Below are 16,292 nucleotides of genomic sequence, written 5' to 3' on the forward strand. Positions count from 1 at the left end.
ATTAAGATTTAGGACGCTTCACACCGTACTTAGAACGACCTTGTTTACGGTCATTAACACCGGCACAGTCAAGTGCGCCACGAACAGTGTGGTAACGAACACCCGGAAGGTCTTTAACACGACCACCACGGATCAAAACAACACTGTGCTCTTGTAGGTTGTGACCTTCACCACCGATATATGAAGTAACTTCAAAACCGTTAGTTAAACGTACACGACATACTTTACGAAGTGCTGAGTTAGGTTTTTTTGGTGTAGTAGTGTAAACACGAGTACATACACCACGTTTTTGTGGGCACGCTTCCAGTGCTGGCACGTTGCTTTTTGCAACTTGCTTCACACGAGGTTTGCGAACCAACTGGTTAATAGTTGCCATTAACTAGCTCCTGATTTACTGAAAGTAAGCTTTGTGAAAAATCTATACCCTATACAAATAGGGACGCAAAATTCTATGCATCGCGGCTAGATGTGTCAAGAAATATACAGTTTTTTTTTAGAGGGGCAGGAAAACTTATTCCCAAGTCATTACACTGCGGTGTTGTTCCGTCAATTCAACAAACCCAAGATAATCGGTCATCGTTGTTGAAGGACTGATGTGGTGACAAATTCCTCGGGCTTTTGCATCGGCTTTCAAAACAAACACAGCTTTCTCTTTCAGCAATTCGAACGCATGGTGCAAAGGGTTTGCCGCATAAACCGCATCTTCGATCAGTAAGATGGTATCTTGCGCAGAATAAAAGGGATGGACTCGCTTCAATGCAGCGTCTGTTTTAATCACATGTAGCATAAGATGTCTCAAAAACTCAAAACTTTATCTGCTTGGTGCAGAATCTCCATCATGGTTTGATCCTGCACAATGGTCACAGGGATGATCAAATCATCTTGCGTCACTCCCCGTTGCATCAGTGCAGTCTGGGAAACAAAGACCTGATCAATATCGTACAGATCGAGTAATTTGAGCATCGGTGCATAATCCTTGCTGAGAATATCGTCTGTTTCTTGTCCCTGTAGGAGTTGTAAGACCCCATCTCCCATAAAAACGACTGCAATGTTTTCACTATAGGCTGAGGCAGCCAACAGCGCATCAACCCCTTCTCTTCCGGAACTTCGACCATGAGGTGCGTGATGAAAAACATAAATCAAACGATTCAAAACTGGATAATCCTATCTTGGGTCAACATTGCTTCAGCTAAACTGCCCAGACCGGTCTGCACAAATCCATCCGCCAGATTATCTTTAAACACACAATGTTGAGTCGCTTCTTTTTCACTCAAAATTCCACGTCTCAAAGACGCAGCGACACAAGTTTCAAGGCTGACACCATGCTCTTTCGCCAAATTTTGCCAAGCTTTGGCAAGATCGAATTCATCATTGGCAGGTACTGATAATGAGGTTCCATTGGTCACACCGTCCTGATAGAAAAAAACACTAACCAGTGTGTGACCTTTCTGGAGTAAAGCACGTGCAAACTGATAGGCACTCCGGGCTGATTGGGTACCGTACAGTGGTCCATTGACAACCAGAGTGTAAGTCAGAACACTCACTTTTCATCATCCTCCGTTTTACGCTGACGAATATAGAGGTACACGGTATGTTTCGATATGTTCAGACGATCAGCAACGCGATTGATCGCATCTTTAATATCAAAGATTCCTTTATCATATAACGCCATCACAATTTGTCGGTTCTTGGTATTATTCGATACTGATTTATCCGCATTGATTTCTTCGATCGTTCGCTCAACGGTCTGATCCACCAGCTCTTCAACATCACTGGCAAAATTGACGGATGATGCCGCATCCTGTGCATCTTGATTGGGCATAAATGACTGTAGTATCTGAGAAAACGGTGCATCAAGATTGACATTAATACACAGCAACCCTATCACTCGATTGTCACCGTTACGGATAGCAATCGTGATGGATTTCATTAATACACCACCTTTTGCCCGGGTAAAATAAGAGCGGGAAAAATTCCGTTCAGACCCTTCAATATCTTTCAGCATTTTCAACGCTAAATCCGTAATCGGTGAACCAACCTGACGCCCGGTATTCTCACCATTGGCGATTTTGATGGCAGAAGTATTCAAGTCTTCCAGTGAATGCAATACGATTTCACAAAAAGGACCGATCAGGCTTGCCAGACCATCCACAATAGCCTCATAAGAACGGAGAATGATTTTATCATGCTCTGTAAACGGTTTTACATGCACAGATTCAATTTCCAGTAACATGTCAGCATTGAGTGTCTCTGTCGTCGCCACTTTGTTCCAGCCTTCGAAAATATCAACAAATGAATGTAAGTTTATCAGAAAATTTTAAAGTATCGCTAAGCTATCGTATCAACAACTGATTTAAAACAAATTTATGCCACCAAATAAAAAAAAGGCCTGATAAATCAGGCCTTTTTTATTACATAGAAATAGCTTGAACGACTATTTTACCATCACAGCTTGTTATTTACTTGTTTTCTTAGCGGCATCCGCTTTTTCAACTTTCAACAACTCAACTTCAAATACCAGTGTTGAATCAGCTGGAATCGACGGAGTATCTCTGTCGCCATAAGCCAGTTCTGGTGGAATGACAAACTTATATTTAGCCCCAACTTTCATCAGTTGAACACCCTCGGTCCAACCGGGGATAACACGATCCAGTGGGAATGTTGCTGGCTCACCACGATCATAAGAACTATCGAACTGAGTACCATCGATTAGTGTTCCTTTATAGTGAACTTGAACAGTATCTGTCGCTTTTGGTGACTCACCAGTTCCTTTCGTGATCACTTGATACAGCAGACCTGACTTGGTTTTCTTCACGCCGTCCTGTTTTTCAAACTCAGCACGGAAATCATCACCAGATTTTTTGTTTGCTTCTGCTTTCTCTTTGGCTTTTGTGGTTGCCAATGTATTGAGTCGCTTATCAAAATCTTCCAATGCTTTACGAGCATCTTCATCTGTCATCGCTGATTTATTAGCAAATGCATTTTGGATTCCTTGCAGCACAATATCTTTGTCCAGTGTGATGCCATACTCTTTTGGTTTTTCAAGACTTGTACTCAGATAATTAGCAAAAGAGACACCGATGGCATAAGCTGCTTTCTCATCATCTGACTTAAACTGAACCGCTGCTGGTTTGGCTGCATCCTGAGTGGCAGCTTTAGTTTCTTGTTTTCCTTCATCTTGACAGCCTGCTGCAAGCATCACAGCGGCAGCAAGAAACGATACTTTTAACAATGATTTCATTCAATTCTCCAAATACGTGGGCAAACCTTTTGTAATTGCTCATAATTTCTTGACTAAAATTGATGAGCAACACATTGTTATACAAATATAACGTGATGTGATTCGAATGTCTTTAACTCTCAATGGAAATTCAGACTGATGCGAATATTTTCCCTTTATCTATTCATGTTAATTGTCAGTGTGACGTTAAATGGGTGCTTTTTCTTCACGTCTCCTATCCAAAAATGGGAGATCACACCAGAAGGAGCCACTGCTTTCGGCCTGAGTCGGGACGGTCGATTTGCCCTGACCTATTCTCAAGACAATCTGCTCCAGCTCTGGGATCTTTCTGAAAATAAACGACTCGCGTTACTTGGTTCCCTCGATCAACAAAATAGCACTGTGACCAAAATTAGAATTTCAGACAATGATCGCTATGCCGTCACAGCCGGACAGAATAATTTCGCAGTCTGGGACTTAGCTTGGACACAATCTAAAGGGCTCTGGTCTATTTCGGATGGACTCATCAGAGATATTGATCTCTCAAAAGATGGCGAACAAGTCCTTATGGGTCTATCCAACGGGAAAGCCATTTACGTGGACTTAGTCAGCGGAAGACGCATGGAGTTCCTCGCCCATCATGAGAAAGTTAACTCTGTTGCATTATCGCCCAATGGTCGCTTTGCTCTAACCGGTGGTAATGATTATAAGGCCTATCTATGGGACACGAAATCCGGTCAAATACTGAGAAAATTTGAACATGAACAACGTGTTGTGCGAGTCGCATTGCAGAGAGACGGAAATTTTGCATTTACCTCCGATGGCGGAAACGAGGCCAGAGTTTGGAATTTACATTCTGGTCAGGAAGTCTCTCATCTCCACAGTTTTGCCAGACAACTCATTTTTTCTACAGTACGATTTTCTGATGACGGGACGCAACTCATTACCGGAACCCCTTCCGGCTATGTAGCGGTCTGGGATACGCAAAGCGGCAAACAACTTGCTAAATTCTCAACGGAACCACCAAAAGTGGATCCACCACCACGTTCTGTCGTGTATGATGTTGCCTTTGATCAACAACATCATGTCATATCAGCAAACTCAGCTGGTATTGCAGAAGCTTGGGAACTGGATGAGTAATAAAATGGCCGCAGAAGAAGTAGAACGACTAGAAGCTCGAATCAATGATTTAGAGTGCCAGTTGGCATTTCAGGAAGATACCATCGAAGCACTCAATCAAGCCCTCAGCCAACAACAGCAAACCATTTCCCGGATGCAGGATCAGATGAAGTTCATCGCTGGGAAGCTCAAAAACTTTAGCGATTCATCGGTTGCAGATCCATCTCAAGAGACACCGCCACCTCATTATTGATTTGATATTAATTTGATCATGAATGAATCAGAGCCTCATTAGATCTAATATAGGTAAAAATAAACAATAACAATACCAGCAACAACCAAGCAACCACCGACTCGCCGTAGCAGAGAATTCGGTTGCTGGCTTAACTGGGAGATCATTCGACGCCAGCCATTGGGCGTCAGTAATGGACCAAGTCCTTCGGCAATCAGCAATAAACCGACTGCCAGCCATATTGAATGAGACATAAAATTTGATTCCAAAAATAAAGGCTCCGAAAGGAGCCTTTATACTATGCTTGGTACTTATTTTGTATTTTTACCTTTTGAGTTCTTCATATAACGGAAAAACTCACTTTCCGGGTCAAGCACCAAAATATCACTTTTCTGATTGAAAGACTCTTCATAAGCCTTTAAAGAACGTAGGAAGGCGAAAAATTCAGGATCTTGACTGTATGTATCCGCATAAATTTTAGCGGCTTTCGCATCCGCTTCACCACGCGTTACACGAGCCGTTTTATCGGCCTCTGCAAGAATCGTTGCCACCTCAAGCTCAGCCTGTGCCTTGATGATTTCAGCCTTCTCGCGGCCTTGTGAACGGTGTTTACGAGCGACGGACTCACGTTCTGCTCTCATCCGTTTATAAATCGATTCACTGATCTCATCGGGTAAGTTGATCTTTTTCATTCGAAAATCAACAACGTAGACACCTAAATCTTTCATCGCACTTTCACGGGTACTCAGCAATACTTCTTCCATAATCTGATCACGCTGACCATCAATTTTCAAAGCTTCTTTTGCCGCTTCCGTTGTCACGACTTCTGCATTCTCGCTGTCAGGCAGGACATTATTATCATTCAGCGGACCGGATACGATCTGTTTAATCTCCCGAGAACCGATTTCAGAACGTAATACGTCGGTCACCTTTCTTTCCAGCAGCGCCTGAGCCGTTAAAGCACTTCCGCCCCCGGTTGCCAGATAATAGGTGCCAAAATTCTGAATCCGCCACTTCACATAAGAATCGATGATGACATCTTTTTTCTCTGCGGTAACAAATCGGTCAGAACGGCCATCCATGGTCTGAATGCGGGCTTCAAGCACTTTGACTCGATCAAATAAAGGCATCTTAAAATGCAGTCCGGGCTCATAGATACGTGCAATTTCACCGTCTTTTAAAACTCGGCCAAAGCGAACGACGATACCACGTTCTCCTTCATGAATAACAAATACAGACATGAGAAAAACAATCAAAAGTAGTACCAATACAGGGATTATTAACTTACGCATTCTTAGTATCTCCCTTGTCGTGAACCAGTACGTGGCTGTGCATCATCTTGATTACTACTTTTCTGAGATTCAAGTTCGATGTGATCATAAAGCGGAGATGACTTCAAATCTCTCTTGGTTTGCGTCTCTCCTTGCCCTGATAATTTATCAATTGGCAGATAAAGTAGGTTACCGCTCGATTTCGAATCAATCAGAATTTTCGATGAATGAGAGTAAACAGCTTGCATGGTATCGATGTACAAACGGTTTCTTGTCACTTCCGGTGCAGCTTTATATTCAGGAAGCAGTTTTTCAAACTGGGCAACCTGACCAGAAGCTTCATTCAACACACGTTCACTATACCCTTGGGCTTCTTTTTTCAACCGCTCTGCACGACCAGTCGCTTTAGGAAGCACCTCATTTTTATAGGCTTCCGCTTCACGAATGAAACGTTCTTCATCTTCTCGGGCTGCAATTGCGTCATCAAACGCGTCTTTAACCTGCTCCGGTGGACGAGCCGACTGGAAGTTCACATCAACAATCGTTAAGCCCATATCATATTTCTTAATGATGTCATTCAATGTGTCTTGAGTCGTTTCACGGATCTGCTGACGGCCACTGGTTAAAATACTATCCATCAACGAATCACCAATGACGGCACGCAATGCAGAATCAGTCGCCTGACGCAGGCTATCATCGGCACTAGTGACTTGATAGAGATATTTATATGGATCCGCCACCCGATACTGAATATCCATTCCGACGGTGACCACATTCTCATCTTTTGTCAGCATCAGACCCGTTGCCCGCAATGAACGGATGGCCTGTACATTGACCGGTTCCACTTCATCGATAAAGCGAGCCCGCCAGTTCAAACCAGGATTGACGATGTGATCAAACTTACCCAATCTCAGTAAAACGCCTCGCTCGGCTTCACCGACAGTATAAAATCCGGAGAAAAACCAAATTGCAACAGCGATAACAGCAATGATTCCAAATCCAATAGAACCACCACCGGGAAAAGAGGATCCTTTATTACCGCCTCCTTTCTTGCCAAATTTACCGCTAATTTTTTGGCTCAGTTTATTGAAGACTTCATCCAGATCCGGTGGTCCTTGATCACGTCCACCACGGTCACCATGGTCTTTATTGCCCCACGGATCTTTATCACGGTCATTATTACTATTACCGTTGTTATTACCAGGCTCATTCCACGCCATTAGTAATCTCCATCATTTGATATGACGTTATACTGTAGCAGTCCTTTAAGTAACTATAAAGTCACACAAAACTGCGTGTTCTCTTTTTTCTAGTCTAGACCAATCCGCCTGTTGCATACGAATAGAAATTAATAAATTTCCTTGTTGATCATATGATTCCTGCAAAATTGATCGATTCTTGAAGAAGAAGCTGCGCATACGACCCTGATGTTCAGGTGGAATACACAGTTGATATTGAACGATTTGTCCGGCTAACCGTTCTGTCAGCGCTTGGAAGAGTAGGTCAATACCAAGTCCTTCCATTGCCGAAACCCAAACGATTCGAGGGACACCTTCATCATCTCGTTCAATTCTGGGTTGCTGACTTTCCATATTGTCGATCTTGTTCATCACCAGCAGAACCGGAACTTCATCTGCTTCAATTTCAGCAAGCACATCATCGACAGCTCTTATATTGTCACGAAAACGCTCATCACTTGCATCTACAACATGTAACAAAATGTCAGCTTCCTGAGTTTCTTGTAATGTTGCTTTAAAAGCAGCCACCAAATCGTGGGGCAAATGACGAATAAATCCTACCGTATCAGCCAAAATTGCATTGCCCACATCTTCGAGTTGAATTCTTCTCAACGTAGGATCTAATGTAGCAAATAGCTGGTCGGCAGCATAAACGCCAGCTTCGGTAATGCAGTTAAATAGTGTCGATTTACCAGCATTCGTATAACCAACGAGTGATATCGTCGGTACTTCAGCACGGTTTCGAGCTCGACGCCCTTGTTCTCGCTGTTTAGCAACTTTTTCTAAGCGACGCAGTATCGCTTTAATCCGCTCACGCAATAAACGTCTGTCAGTTTCTAGCTGTGTTTCCCCTGGCCCCCGAAGACCAATCCCGCCTTTCTGGCGTTCAAGGTGTGTCCACCCCCGAACAAGTCGTGTAGACAAATGGCGAAGCTGGGCAAGTTCGACTTGTAGCTTCCCTTCATGGGTTCGTGCTCGCTGAGCAAAGATATCAAGGATCAATCCGGTACGATCAATCACTCGACATTGACACAACTGTTCAAGATTGCGCTCTTGGGCTGGAGAAAGGGCATGGTTGAAGATCACAACTTCGGCTTCAGTTTGCATCACAGCTTGTGCAATTTCCTGAGCTTTACCCTCACCGACGTAGTATTTGGGGTGCGGAGCCTGACGACTACCTGTTATCACTTGTAGTGTCGTGACTCCAGCGGAACTAACCAGCATTTCACATTCGCTGAGATCTTCCCACTCCCCTTCTTGCGTAAAGTTGATATGAACAAGTACGGCTCGCTCACCGGCTTCATAACGGTCAAACAAGCTATCAACTCCTTATAAGATATTGTATATGATTAATCGTCTGATTTATCTGATGAACGCTCGTTAGCAGGACGATCACCATGATGACTGACTGCACGGGCAGGAACAACCGTTGAAATAGCGTGCTTATATACCATCTGATTCACTGTGTTTTTCAACAGAATGACAAACTGATCAAACGATTCGATCTGTCCCTGTAATTTAATACCATTAACCAAATAAATGGATACAGGAATACGCTCGCGACGTAATGCATTTAAGAATGGGTCTTGTAGAGATTGCCCCTTAGCCATTTTATTTTCCTTATTTTCTATTTGTATTAATTATTTAGCTAGTGGAACCAAGCTTTGTGCAGCCTTTGCATCCGAGCTAAACGAATAAAGTAACATCCTGAGACACTCAAGTTATGGCGCTTCTGGACCAAAATTTCAAGTGACATGTCCATAAAGGATGTACGACACAAAAACGATCATATTATACACAGCGTACTCGATAAGAAGCTATCGAATTCGATATAATTTCATACGCTTGTTCAATATTCTCGCTATCCAGCCACGTCAGATCATTCCAGCTACGGAGCCAGGTGATCTGGCGTTTGGCTAATTGACGAGTGGCACATATACCACGATAAATTGCTTCATCAAGCGAACAGCTTCCGTCTAAATACTCCCACATCTGTCGGTAACCGACACAACGAATAGAAGGTAAATCAGCATGAAGCTCTTGACGAGCATATAACGCTTTGACCTCATCTTCAAATCCGGCTTCGATCATCTTGTTGAAGCGAATTTCAATTCGCCGATGAAGCTCGGAGCGTTCCTGAGGTGCAATCGCGAACTGTACCACATCAAATGGTAGCACTTCTCCCTTTGTTCGCGTCAATTCCGTCAAAGTTTTTCCAGAAATTCGATAAACTTCTAATGCTCTGGATAACCTTTGCGGGTCATTCGGGTGGATCCGCGTAGCCGACTCAGGATCAATCTCAGCAAGCTGTTGGTGAAGCGCAGACCATCCAGAGTGGGCTGCTTCTTGTTCAATCTGCTGTCGAATCTCAGCGTCGGCTGCCGGTAAGGGGGAGAGTCCTTCGAGTAATGCTTTAAAATACAGCATCGTGCCACCAACCAAGAGTGGGATCTTACCGCTTTGCACAATCTCGTGCATATGATGAAGTGCGTCCCGGCGAAAATCAGCCGCTGAATAGGCGGATTCCGGTTCCAGTATATCGATTAACCGATGGGGAGCCTGTGCCAGCTCCGCAGCCGTAGGTTTGGCGGTCCCTATATTCATGCCTCGGTAAATCAATGCAGAATCAACACTGATGATTTCAATAGGAAAATGTTGACATAGCCGAATTGCTAAGTCAGTTTTTCCTGACGCGGTTGGCCCCATTAAGAATAAGGCCAGAGGTCGTTGTTGGCTCATGAGTTAAATGCTGTAATCGTTGCCGAAAAATCCACGGGTCGAACAAAGGCCCTGTCATCTAAAGGCAATTGCTCAAAATAAAGCTGCTCAACTTCAGCTATGAGTTGAATGGCTTGTGACAAAGTGTAGTCACTTTGTTCAGTATTCGCATAATCTGCGAGCCATTCAGTCACATGGGCTAGCGTTGCGGATGGATCGTTCTGGTTTAAACAAGAAGCGTAAGATACCAGATCTGGAATTAATTTCTGCAAATTCTGCTGTCGTAGCGGTTGCGGGACACTCATCACCATTAAGGTATCTGCTGAACGCTTTTTCAACTCAATCCCAAGTCGCAAAAAAACATCCTGATACGATATCGCGCAGGATAGCTGCTCACGCGTCAACTTCAAAGACAAGGGAACTAAAAGCGGCTGCCCTTTACGAGGTTGTGAGGTTGCATCAAGCTGTCTTTGCAGTTTCAAATGATTGGCTCTTGCAAGCGCAACCATACAACAGGATGTCCCGGAACTCATTAATAGGAATTTCCCTTGAATCACCGCAACCGCTTTCCCCAGCATCATGACTTCATCAATATCATCGAACGCTTCTTGGGCATCATGCTCATTCACCACCGACGACTGCTCGTCAGATGAATCATGGGGCACGCTCATTAATTGCTGATAGATTTTCGCCTCTTTCAGAGAAGTCGCTTTGGTCTGACTCCGGTTCCCTGAGCTACTTCCCCCTGCCGAAGAAGTCGAGCGGCTGGATTGTGGCTGCCAAGGCTGGGGGGGAGCACTTTCCCGGACACCATCACGGGAGTGACCTGAACCACCTCTTCCCGGATAAGATGGCGTTTTATCAATGGCATCCAATAATTGCGGTGAAAGTTGAGTTGGTTCTGAAGCATCATCCGGTGTCTGATAATGAAATGCGGACCGACTGACTTCCGGTTCATCGATGTGTTGTCCTTGTGCAAGGGCGCTGCTGATTGCCTGATAGATAAAATCGTGCACCAAACGAGCCTGATGAAAACGCACTTCATGTTTCGCCGGATGAACATTGACATCGACCTGTCTCGGATCTAATTCAATATACAGTACGTAAGCCGCATACTGATCAGGGCTCAGGCTCCTTTCGTAACTTTGGCGGATGGCATGATTGATCAGTTTATCTTTCATCATACGGCCGTTAACGTAACAATATTGCAAGTCACTTTGTTGTCTCGCACCTTCAGGTGTCGAGATCCATCCATGTAATATCAGCCCTTGATGCTCAAGTTCAACCTTCAACATGTGCCGGACAAACGGCTGACCACAGACAGCAGCAATGCGTTTTTCTTTTTGTAGTTCTGTTTGTGCGGCCCGATACTGGCGTACCATTTTGCCATTATGTTTCAGGAAAATGGTGACATCAAAACGACTTAATGCAATCCGTTTGAGCACTTCTTCGATATGGGTAAATTCAGTTTTCTCTGTCCGTAAAAACTTTCTTCTGGCTGGTGTATTAAAAAACAGATCCAAAACTTCAACCGTTGTCCCGACCGGATGGGCAGCCGGTTGAAGTTGCACGGCCATATCCCGACCCTCACTATAAGCCAGCCACGCTTCATCCTGCGTTGCCGGTCGTGATGTTAACGACAGACGAGAAACTGAACTGATACTGGCCAGAGCTTCCCCCCGAAAGCCCAGACTGATAATCGCTTCCAGATCATCGAGAGAATGAATTTTTGAGGTCGCGTGGCGACTGAGCGCCAGCGTGAGTTCATCTTTTTCGATCCCATGCCCGTTATCTCTGACACGGATCAGCTTCGCGCCCCCCTTCTCAATATCAACATCAATTCGGGTTGCACCGGAATCCAGACTATTTTCAACCAACTCTTTTACGACAGAGGCAGGTCTTTCAACAACTTCTCCGGCCGCAATCTGGTTTGCCAGCCGAGCAGGTAAAATTTTTATCGTCATAGGATAGGATTATCTATTGGGAATAATGAGTATCTGTTTAATCGCTAACTGATCAGAATGTAGTTGGTTTGCCTGACGGATACTTTCGATACTCACACCATAGTCTTTTGCAATCTTACTCAAATACTCACCTCGTTTGACTTGGTGTTTGCGTAAGGGTTTATCTTTCAAGCTCACCGTAATTTTCAGCGTCTGCCCGACACGTAACACAGATGAACGAAGTCGATTTTCTTTACGTATGGCATCGACACTCACTTTATACTTACTGGCAATCGCCCCCAAGTATTCGCCTGATTTAACAGTATGAGTAATCACTTCAGTTTCAACCGGATTTTTGATCTCTGGCACTACAATCGGATTCGTATTACTGCTTGGAATCATGAGAACCTGTCCAACCGTCAACGTCGATGAGCTCAAGTGGTTCTCACGACTTAATGTATCCGTCGTGACACCATATCTCTGGGCAATCACGGACAAAAACTCACCCGCCTGAACCACATGTTTTCTGGCTTTTTTACGGCTGGCAAACAACGTTCCTTCCGGTGGTGTATCTTCAAAGTAGTTTACAACCGCTTTTGCTATCGCCTCTGAAAGCTTATTCTGATGACTGCTCTGAAATAACATCCGCTCCTCTGTCGGATTAGAAATAAAACCCGTTTCAACCAGAACAGACGGAATATCCGGAGATTTCAGTACCGCGAGACTCGCATTGACTGGCGTCTTTTTATGTAGCCGGGCAACTTTCCCCAACTCTTTCAAAATATCTCTGGCAACTTTGTAACCTTCTTTCTGAGAATGGCTAAATTGCAAATCCAAGAGAGTCTGACTAATGTTTTTATCATTATTTCTCTTCGCCAAAACCTGACCGGCACCACCAAGTAACTCAGACTGTCGCTCATGATCTTCGACCCATTTGGCAATTTCAGTATTGGCACGACGGGTATTCAGCACAAAAACAGAAGCACCTCTGGGTTGTGGAGATGTAAATGCATCTGCATGAATGGAAATCAACAGATGCGCTTTATTTTTTCTGGCAATATCAGAACGCCGGTTCAGATTGACAAAATAATCCCCTTTACGGGTCAGTACCGCTTTCATACCGGGGACTGCATTCAATTGGGCGGCTAGCTTTTTCGCCACACTTAATGTCACATTTTTCTCGTATTTTCCCTTTGGCCCGATAGAACCGGGATCTTCCCCACCGTGTCCAGCGTCAATCGCGACGACAATATCGGCATTCCCTTGATACTGAGAAGCATCTTTCGCGACCTGAGCAGCCGAAGAAGAAGAGGAAGCACCGGAATCTGAACTCGATTCATCATGAGGCAAGTCAATTACCAGACGATGCCCATATTCCTGTTTTGGCGTTGGAGCCAGTTTAAATATTTGTGGTGAGACTTTTTTCTTGAGCTCGAACACCAGACGATAAGTGCCCGACTTTGGTGGGGAGCTCTTTCTGATTTTGTTCAGCACATCGCTATCACTGACCGAGATCGGAAGCTTAGCCCGAACATCAGTATCCAGCAGATCAACCACAAGTCGATGAGGATGACTCAGTGTGAAATAACTGTAATGAGCTTCTTCACTCAGATCGATGACGACACGTGTTTCATCGGGAGAGGGCCAAACTCGAATACCTTGAATTGAATTCGCCTGCGCAAACAGGCTGACAGATAAGGTTACGAACCCCAAAAAGACAAAAATAAAAGAATAAAGGTACTTACCGTTTCTCATAACTCCAACTGACTCAGTAACGTTCGTCCATATTCACTGTTTGCAGACAGAACAACAATCCTGCTCTCTCCATCGTAGCGAATCTCTATCTCTATATCAGCCGAGGGTAATAGGCCGGCACCTTTTTCCGGCCACTCAACCAAACAAATTGCATCCGGGGAAAAATAATCTCGGATTCCCATAAACTCGAGCTCTTCAGGGTCAGCCAGCCGATAGAGATCAAAATGATAGACTTGCCATCGCTCCAGTTGGTAAGGCTCGACCAAGGTGTAAGTCGGACTCTTCACATTCCCCTGATGTCCTAAAGCTTGAATAAACCCTCGGCACAACGTTGTTTTTCCTGCCCCTAAATCACCATGCAAATAGAACGTTGTTTGACGAGAACATATCAAAGCAAGATGACTGCCCAGTCTTACGGTTTCAGTCTCATCCTTTAATAACAGTACCTTCGTCTTCATCAATCCGATCTCTTATTGTTAACAAATTCATTTAGGGTCTCCGATAGTAAACTGGGTTGGAATCAAGAGACAAGTACTCTTCTGTAAGGGATTGGAAAAAACGTTCCTGATTCCCCCCATAATTCTCCAAGGCCACTCACTGGATCTGCCCATATGGATCCGTTAAGATCCTTGTCCCTTTTTACCGAGTGAGCATCATGGACTATCAGGCATTAGCAGATAAAATCAAAATCTGGGCTCAGGCGCTTGGATTTGAAAAAGTCGGTATCTGTGATGTTGATCTCACCGAGCATGAGGCTGAGCTGCAACGCTGGCTCGATGCAGGATATCACGGGGAGATGGACTGGATGGCACGTCACGGGATGTTGCGGGCAAGACCTCAAGAACTTCATCCGGGCACAATACGTGTTATCAGCGTTCGAATGAATTACCTACCGCCACAAGCCCACTTTGCCAGTAATCTGAATACACCAACACATGCTTATATTAGTCGCTATGCGCTGGGACGTGATTATCACAAGCTGGTGAGAAAACAGCTGAAAAAGCTCGGGGATAAAATCAGACAAGAGATCGGGGAACTCAATGATCGACCTTTTGTTGATTCAGCCCCGATTTTAGAACGTCCCCTTGCTCAAAAAGCCGGACTCGGCTGGACAGGGAAACACTCATTGATTCTGGATCAAGATGCTGGTTCATGGTTTTTCCTCGGGGAATTACTGGTCGATATTCCGCTACCCGTTGATCAGCCCAGCCAGAACCAATGTGGTACTTGTCGATCTTGTATTACCTCTTGCCCGACGGGTGCAATTGTCGCTGACGGTGTTGTTGATGCAAGACGCTGCATTTCATATCTCACCATTGAATTTTCCGGAATCATCCCGCTTGAGTTTCGTAAAGCAATTGGTAACCGCATTTATGGATGTGATGATTGCCAGTTGGTTTGCCCTTGGAATCGCTCTGCTTCTCTCACCGATCAACCAGACTTTCATCGTAGAGATGTCTTTTCTCATCCGGATCTGGTTGAGCTATTTGCGTGGGAGGAAGAAACTTTCTTACAAAATACCGAAGGTTCTGCTATTCGACGTATCGGCCACCAACAATGGCTAAGAAATATTGCGATCGCCATGGGAAATGCTCCCTATTCAGAACGGATTGCACTAGCCTTAGAAAAGCGTCTGGGAGAAACAGAGTTACTGGATGTTCATATCCGTTGGTCATTAGAGCAACATCAACAGAAACAACGGCAAGAACAAAATCGGAAGCATGAACGGCTGATTCGTATCATTCAGAAGGGATTGCCCAGAGACGCATAGCTCGTTGTCCCGTCAAGCTATCCACTCAGCAAAATTACAACTTATTTTGACATGATGCCCAAATATTTTGGTGTGGAAAAAACTTTCACTTTCACTTTTTTTGTTTGTTATCGGAAGAGTTAACCACATTACAAAGGTATGACAAGGATCAATGCATGAAATAAGAAAGATCAATCTCAAATGCTGACTATCGCTGCAAAAAATAACTAAAATCATTAAAAAACATATAGTTAACAAAAATAAGCATTTCCGACTATAACTCAGTTATTTTACAAGATCTTTTGCTATCCCCTTTCCCTATATCGCCAAAAACAGATTACCCACTGACTTATCCACAAAACATATTCTGTGGATAACTCTGTTAGCGAAAATTAGAAATCGCATGTGCAGCACTGATTTCATCAGGGTTCATCAGTGTACAGATTGGGTAAAAACAGGAGTATTTTAGCAAACCTGTTTGATTGGATATTCTTGTAAGGAGTTTATGCTTCGCAGCATGAAGAAAGAGCGTGACAAAATTTAGCGTTAATTGATCTGGAGCGACACACGGGGTTCGAACCCGTGACCTCAACCTTGGCAAGGTTGCGCTCTACCAACTGAGCTAGTGTCGCATGTCATTCACTAAATTAAAATTGGTTGCGGGAGCCGGATTTGAACCGACGACCTTCGGGTTATGAGCCCGACGAGCTACCAAACTGCTCCATCCCGCGTCCATGATATTATCGCTTAAGCGATAATATGAATTCTGGAGCGACACACGGGGTTCGAACCCGTGACCTCAACCTTGGCAAGGTTGCGCTCTACCAACTGAGCTAGTGTCGCATATCATTAACTAAATTAAAATTGGTTGCGGGAGCCGGATTTGAACCGACGACCTTCGGGTTATGAGCCCGACGAGCTACCAAACTGCTCCATCCCGCGTCCATGATACTATCGCTCAAGCGATAATATGTACTCTGGAGCGACACACGGGGTTCGAACCCGTGACCTCAACCTTGGCAAGGTTGCGCTCTACCAACTGAGCT

Annotated in this window: 18 protein-coding genes and 4 tRNA genes; 3 read left to right on the forward strand and 19 right to left on the reverse strand. The window is 44.4% G+C overall.

Annotation, left to right across the window (positions count from 1 at the left end):
- Window position 1: 1 nt before the first annotated feature.
- The 6 genes from rpsL to fkpA form a co-directional block, all read right to left on the reverse strand.
- The gene (gene rpsL, locus VRK_RS17750) at window positions 2-376 is read right to left on the reverse strand and encodes a 30S ribosomal protein S12 (RefSeq protein ID WP_038181303.1); all 375 of its coding nucleotides are present in this window, start codon (window positions 374-376) and stop codon (window positions 2-4) included.
- 135 nt (window positions 377-511) lie between these two features.
- On the reverse strand, window positions 512-787 hold the full coding sequence (tusB, locus tag VRK_RS17755; RefSeq protein ID WP_059122856.1) for a sulfurtransferase complex subunit TusB: 276 nt from the start codon (window positions 785-787) through the stop codon (window positions 512-514).
- Between the two features lie 8 nt (window positions 788-795).
- Window positions 796-1,152, reverse strand: a complete 357-nt coding sequence (gene tusC, locus VRK_RS17760; RefSeq protein ID WP_059122857.1) for a sulfurtransferase complex subunit TusC — start codon at window positions 1,150-1,152, stop codon at window positions 796-798.
- The gene (tusD, locus tag VRK_RS17765; protein ID WP_059122858.1) at window positions 1,149-1,544 is read right to left on the reverse strand and encodes a sulfurtransferase complex subunit TusD; all 396 of its coding nucleotides are present in this window, start codon (window positions 1,542-1,544) and stop codon (window positions 1,149-1,151) included. The genes tusC and tusD overlap by 4 nt, the downstream gene beginning before the upstream one ends.
- Window positions 1,541-2,263 carry a helix-turn-helix transcriptional regulator gene (locus VRK_RS17770; protein ID WP_059122859.1) on the reverse strand — a complete coding sequence of 241 codons (723 nt, stop codon included), beginning with the start codon at window positions 2,261-2,263 and terminating at the stop codon, window positions 1,541-1,543. The genes tusD and VRK_RS17770 overlap by 4 nt, the downstream gene beginning before the upstream one ends.
- A gap of 192 nt (window positions 2,264-2,455) precedes the next feature.
- Window positions 2,456-3,241: an FKBP-type peptidyl-prolyl cis-trans isomerase gene (gene fkpA / locus VRK_RS17775; RefSeq protein WP_059122860.1), complete on the reverse strand. Its 786-nt coding sequence runs from the start codon at window positions 3,239-3,241 to the stop codon at window positions 2,456-2,458.
- Between the two features lie 138 nt (window positions 3,242-3,379).
- Between fkpA and VRK_RS17780 the strand changes: the two genes are divergently transcribed.
- Both VRK_RS17780 and VRK_RS17785 read left to right on the forward strand, forming a co-directional pair.
- Window positions 3,380-4,360 carry a WD40 repeat domain-containing protein gene (locus VRK_RS17780; RefSeq protein WP_059122861.1) on the forward strand — a complete coding sequence of 327 codons (981 nt, stop codon included), beginning with the start codon at window positions 3,380-3,382 and terminating at the stop codon, window positions 4,358-4,360.
- Between the two features lie 4 nt (window positions 4,361-4,364).
- Window positions 4,365-4,592: a SlyX family protein gene (locus VRK_RS17785; RefSeq protein WP_059122862.1), complete on the forward strand. Its 228-nt coding sequence runs from the start codon at window positions 4,365-4,367 to the stop codon at window positions 4,590-4,592.
- Window positions 4,593-4,636: 44 nt separating this feature from the next.
- Here the strand turns inward: VRK_RS17785 and VRK_RS17790 are convergent, their stop codons facing one another.
- The 9 genes from VRK_RS17790 to tsaE form a co-directional block, all read right to left on the reverse strand.
- A complete protein-coding gene (locus VRK_RS17790; protein WP_059122863.1) occupies window positions 4,637-4,825 on the reverse strand; it encodes a DUF2065 domain-containing protein in 189 nt (62 codons plus the stop codon).
- Between the two features lie 57 nt (window positions 4,826-4,882).
- A complete protein-coding gene (gene hflC, locus VRK_RS17795) occupies window positions 4,883-5,863 on the reverse strand; it encodes a protease modulator HflC (RefSeq protein WP_059122864.1) in 981 nt (326 codons plus the stop codon).
- 2 nt (window positions 5,864-5,865) lie between these two features.
- The gene (hflK, locus tag VRK_RS17800) at window positions 5,866-7,062 is read right to left on the reverse strand and encodes an FtsH protease activity modulator HflK (protein ID WP_059122865.1); all 1,197 of its coding nucleotides are present in this window, start codon (window positions 7,060-7,062) and stop codon (window positions 5,866-5,868) included.
- Window positions 7,063-7,107: 45 nt separating this feature from the next.
- Window positions 7,108-8,397: a ribosome rescue GTPase HflX gene (gene hflX, locus VRK_RS17805; RefSeq protein ID WP_059122866.1), complete on the reverse strand. Its 1,290-nt coding sequence runs from the start codon at window positions 8,395-8,397 to the stop codon at window positions 7,108-7,110.
- A 32-nt stretch (window positions 8,398-8,429) separates the two neighbouring features.
- The gene (gene hfq / locus VRK_RS17810) at window positions 8,430-8,690 is read right to left on the reverse strand and encodes an RNA chaperone Hfq (RefSeq protein ID WP_021021730.1); all 261 of its coding nucleotides are present in this window, start codon (window positions 8,688-8,690) and stop codon (window positions 8,430-8,432) included.
- A 181-nt stretch (window positions 8,691-8,871) separates the two neighbouring features.
- On the reverse strand, window positions 8,872-9,819 hold the full coding sequence (gene miaA / locus VRK_RS17815) for a tRNA (adenosine(37)-N6)-dimethylallyltransferase MiaA (protein ID WP_059122867.1): 948 nt from the start codon (window positions 9,817-9,819) through the stop codon (window positions 8,872-8,874).
- Window positions 9,816-11,762, reverse strand: a complete 1,947-nt coding sequence (gene mutL / locus VRK_RS17820) for a DNA mismatch repair endonuclease MutL (protein ID WP_059122868.1) — start codon at window positions 11,760-11,762, stop codon at window positions 9,816-9,818. The genes miaA and mutL overlap by 4 nt, the downstream gene beginning before the upstream one ends.
- Window positions 11,763-11,771: 9 nt before the next feature.
- Window positions 11,772-13,496, reverse strand: coding sequence for an N-acetylmuramoyl-L-alanine amidase (locus VRK_RS17825; protein ID WP_059122869.1), 1,725 nt, complete (start codon window positions 13,494-13,496; stop codon window positions 11,772-11,774).
- Window positions 13,493-13,954, reverse strand: a complete 462-nt coding sequence (gene tsaE / locus VRK_RS17830; RefSeq protein ID WP_059122870.1) for a tRNA (adenosine(37)-N6)-threonylcarbamoyltransferase complex ATPase subunit type 1 TsaE — start codon at window positions 13,952-13,954, stop codon at window positions 13,493-13,495. Before tsaE ends, VRK_RS17825 begins: the two co-directional genes overlap by 4 nt.
- A 197-nt stretch (window positions 13,955-14,151) precedes the next feature.
- Between tsaE and queG the strand changes: the two genes are divergently transcribed.
- On the forward strand, window positions 14,152-15,267 hold the full coding sequence (gene queG / locus VRK_RS17835) for a tRNA epoxyqueuosine(34) reductase QueG (RefSeq protein WP_059122871.1): 1,116 nt from the start codon (window positions 14,152-14,154) through the stop codon (window positions 15,265-15,267).
- 535 nt (window positions 15,268-15,802) lie between these two features.
- Here queG and VRK_RS17840 read toward each other — a convergent pair.
- From VRK_RS17840 to VRK_RS17855, 4 genes are all read right to left on the reverse strand, one after another.
- Window positions 15,803-15,878: transfer RNA gene (locus VRK_RS17840), tRNA-Gly, on the reverse strand.
- Window positions 15,879-15,900: 22 nt separating this feature from the next.
- Window positions 15,901-15,977, reverse strand: a tRNA-Met gene (locus VRK_RS17845).
- A gap of 36 nt (window positions 15,978-16,013) precedes the next feature.
- Window positions 16,014-16,089, reverse strand: a tRNA-Gly gene (locus VRK_RS17850).
- Between the two features lie 22 nt (window positions 16,090-16,111).
- Window positions 16,112-16,188, reverse strand: a tRNA-Met gene (locus VRK_RS17855).
- Window positions 16,189-16,292 lie beyond the last annotated feature (104 nt).

It is taken from the genome of Vibrio sp. MEBiC08052 (assembly GCF_001506075.1).
Taxonomy (GTDB): Bacteria; Pseudomonadota; Gammaproteobacteria; order Enterobacterales; family Vibrionaceae; genus Vibrio.

What these genes read in the sequence shown, in the direction of transcription:
- VRK_RS17825 (WP_059122869.1), bottom strand. Translation starts at nt 13,496, where the DNA reads ATGAGAAACGGTAAGTACCTTTATTCTTTTATTTTTGTCTTTTTGGGG.
- VRK_RS17785 (WP_059122862.1), top strand. Translation starts at nt 4,365, where the DNA reads ATGGCCGCAGAAGAAGTAGAACGACTAGAAGCTCGAATCAATGATTTA.
- hflC (WP_059122864.1), bottom strand. Translation starts at nt 5,863, where the DNA reads ATGCGTAAGTTAATAATCCCTGTATTGGTACTACTTTTGATTGTTTTT.
- hflK (WP_059122865.1), bottom strand. Translation starts at nt 7,062, where the DNA reads ATGGCGTGGAATGAGCCTGGTAATAACAACGGTAATAGTAATAATGAC.
- tusB (WP_059122856.1), bottom strand. Translation starts at nt 787, where the DNA reads ATGCTACATGTGATTAAAACAGACGCTGCATTGAAGCGAGTCCATCCC.
- mutL (WP_059122868.1), bottom strand. Translation starts at nt 11,762, where the DNA reads ATGACGATAAAAATTTTACCTGCTCGGCTGGCAAACCAGATTGCGGCC.
- rpsL (WP_038181303.1), bottom strand. Translation starts at nt 376, where the DNA reads ATGGCAACTATTAACCAGTTGGTTCGCAAACCTCGTGTGAAGCAAGTT.
- VRK_RS17780 (WP_059122861.1), top strand. Translation starts at nt 3,380, where the DNA reads ATGCGAATATTTTCCCTTTATCTATTCATGTTAATTGTCAGTGTGACG.
- VRK_RS17790 (WP_059122863.1), bottom strand. Translation starts at nt 4,825, where the DNA reads ATGTCTCATTCAATATGGCTGGCAGTCGGTTTATTGCTGATTGCCGAA.
- fkpA (WP_059122860.1), bottom strand. Translation starts at nt 3,241, where the DNA reads ATGAAATCATTGTTAAAAGTATCGTTTCTTGCTGCCGCTGTGATGCTT.
- tsaE (WP_059122870.1), bottom strand. Translation starts at nt 13,954, where the DNA reads ATGAAGACGAAGGTACTGTTATTAAAGGATGAGACTGAAACCGTAAGA.
- miaA (WP_059122867.1), bottom strand. Translation starts at nt 9,819, where the DNA reads ATGAGCCAACAACGACCTCTGGCCTTATTCTTAATGGGGCCAACCGCG.
- hfq (WP_021021730.1), bottom strand. Translation starts at nt 8,690, where the DNA reads ATGGCTAAGGGGCAATCTCTACAAGACCCATTCTTAAATGCATTACGT.
- queG (WP_059122871.1), top strand. Translation starts at nt 14,152, where the DNA reads ATGGACTATCAGGCATTAGCAGATAAAATCAAAATCTGGGCTCAGGCG.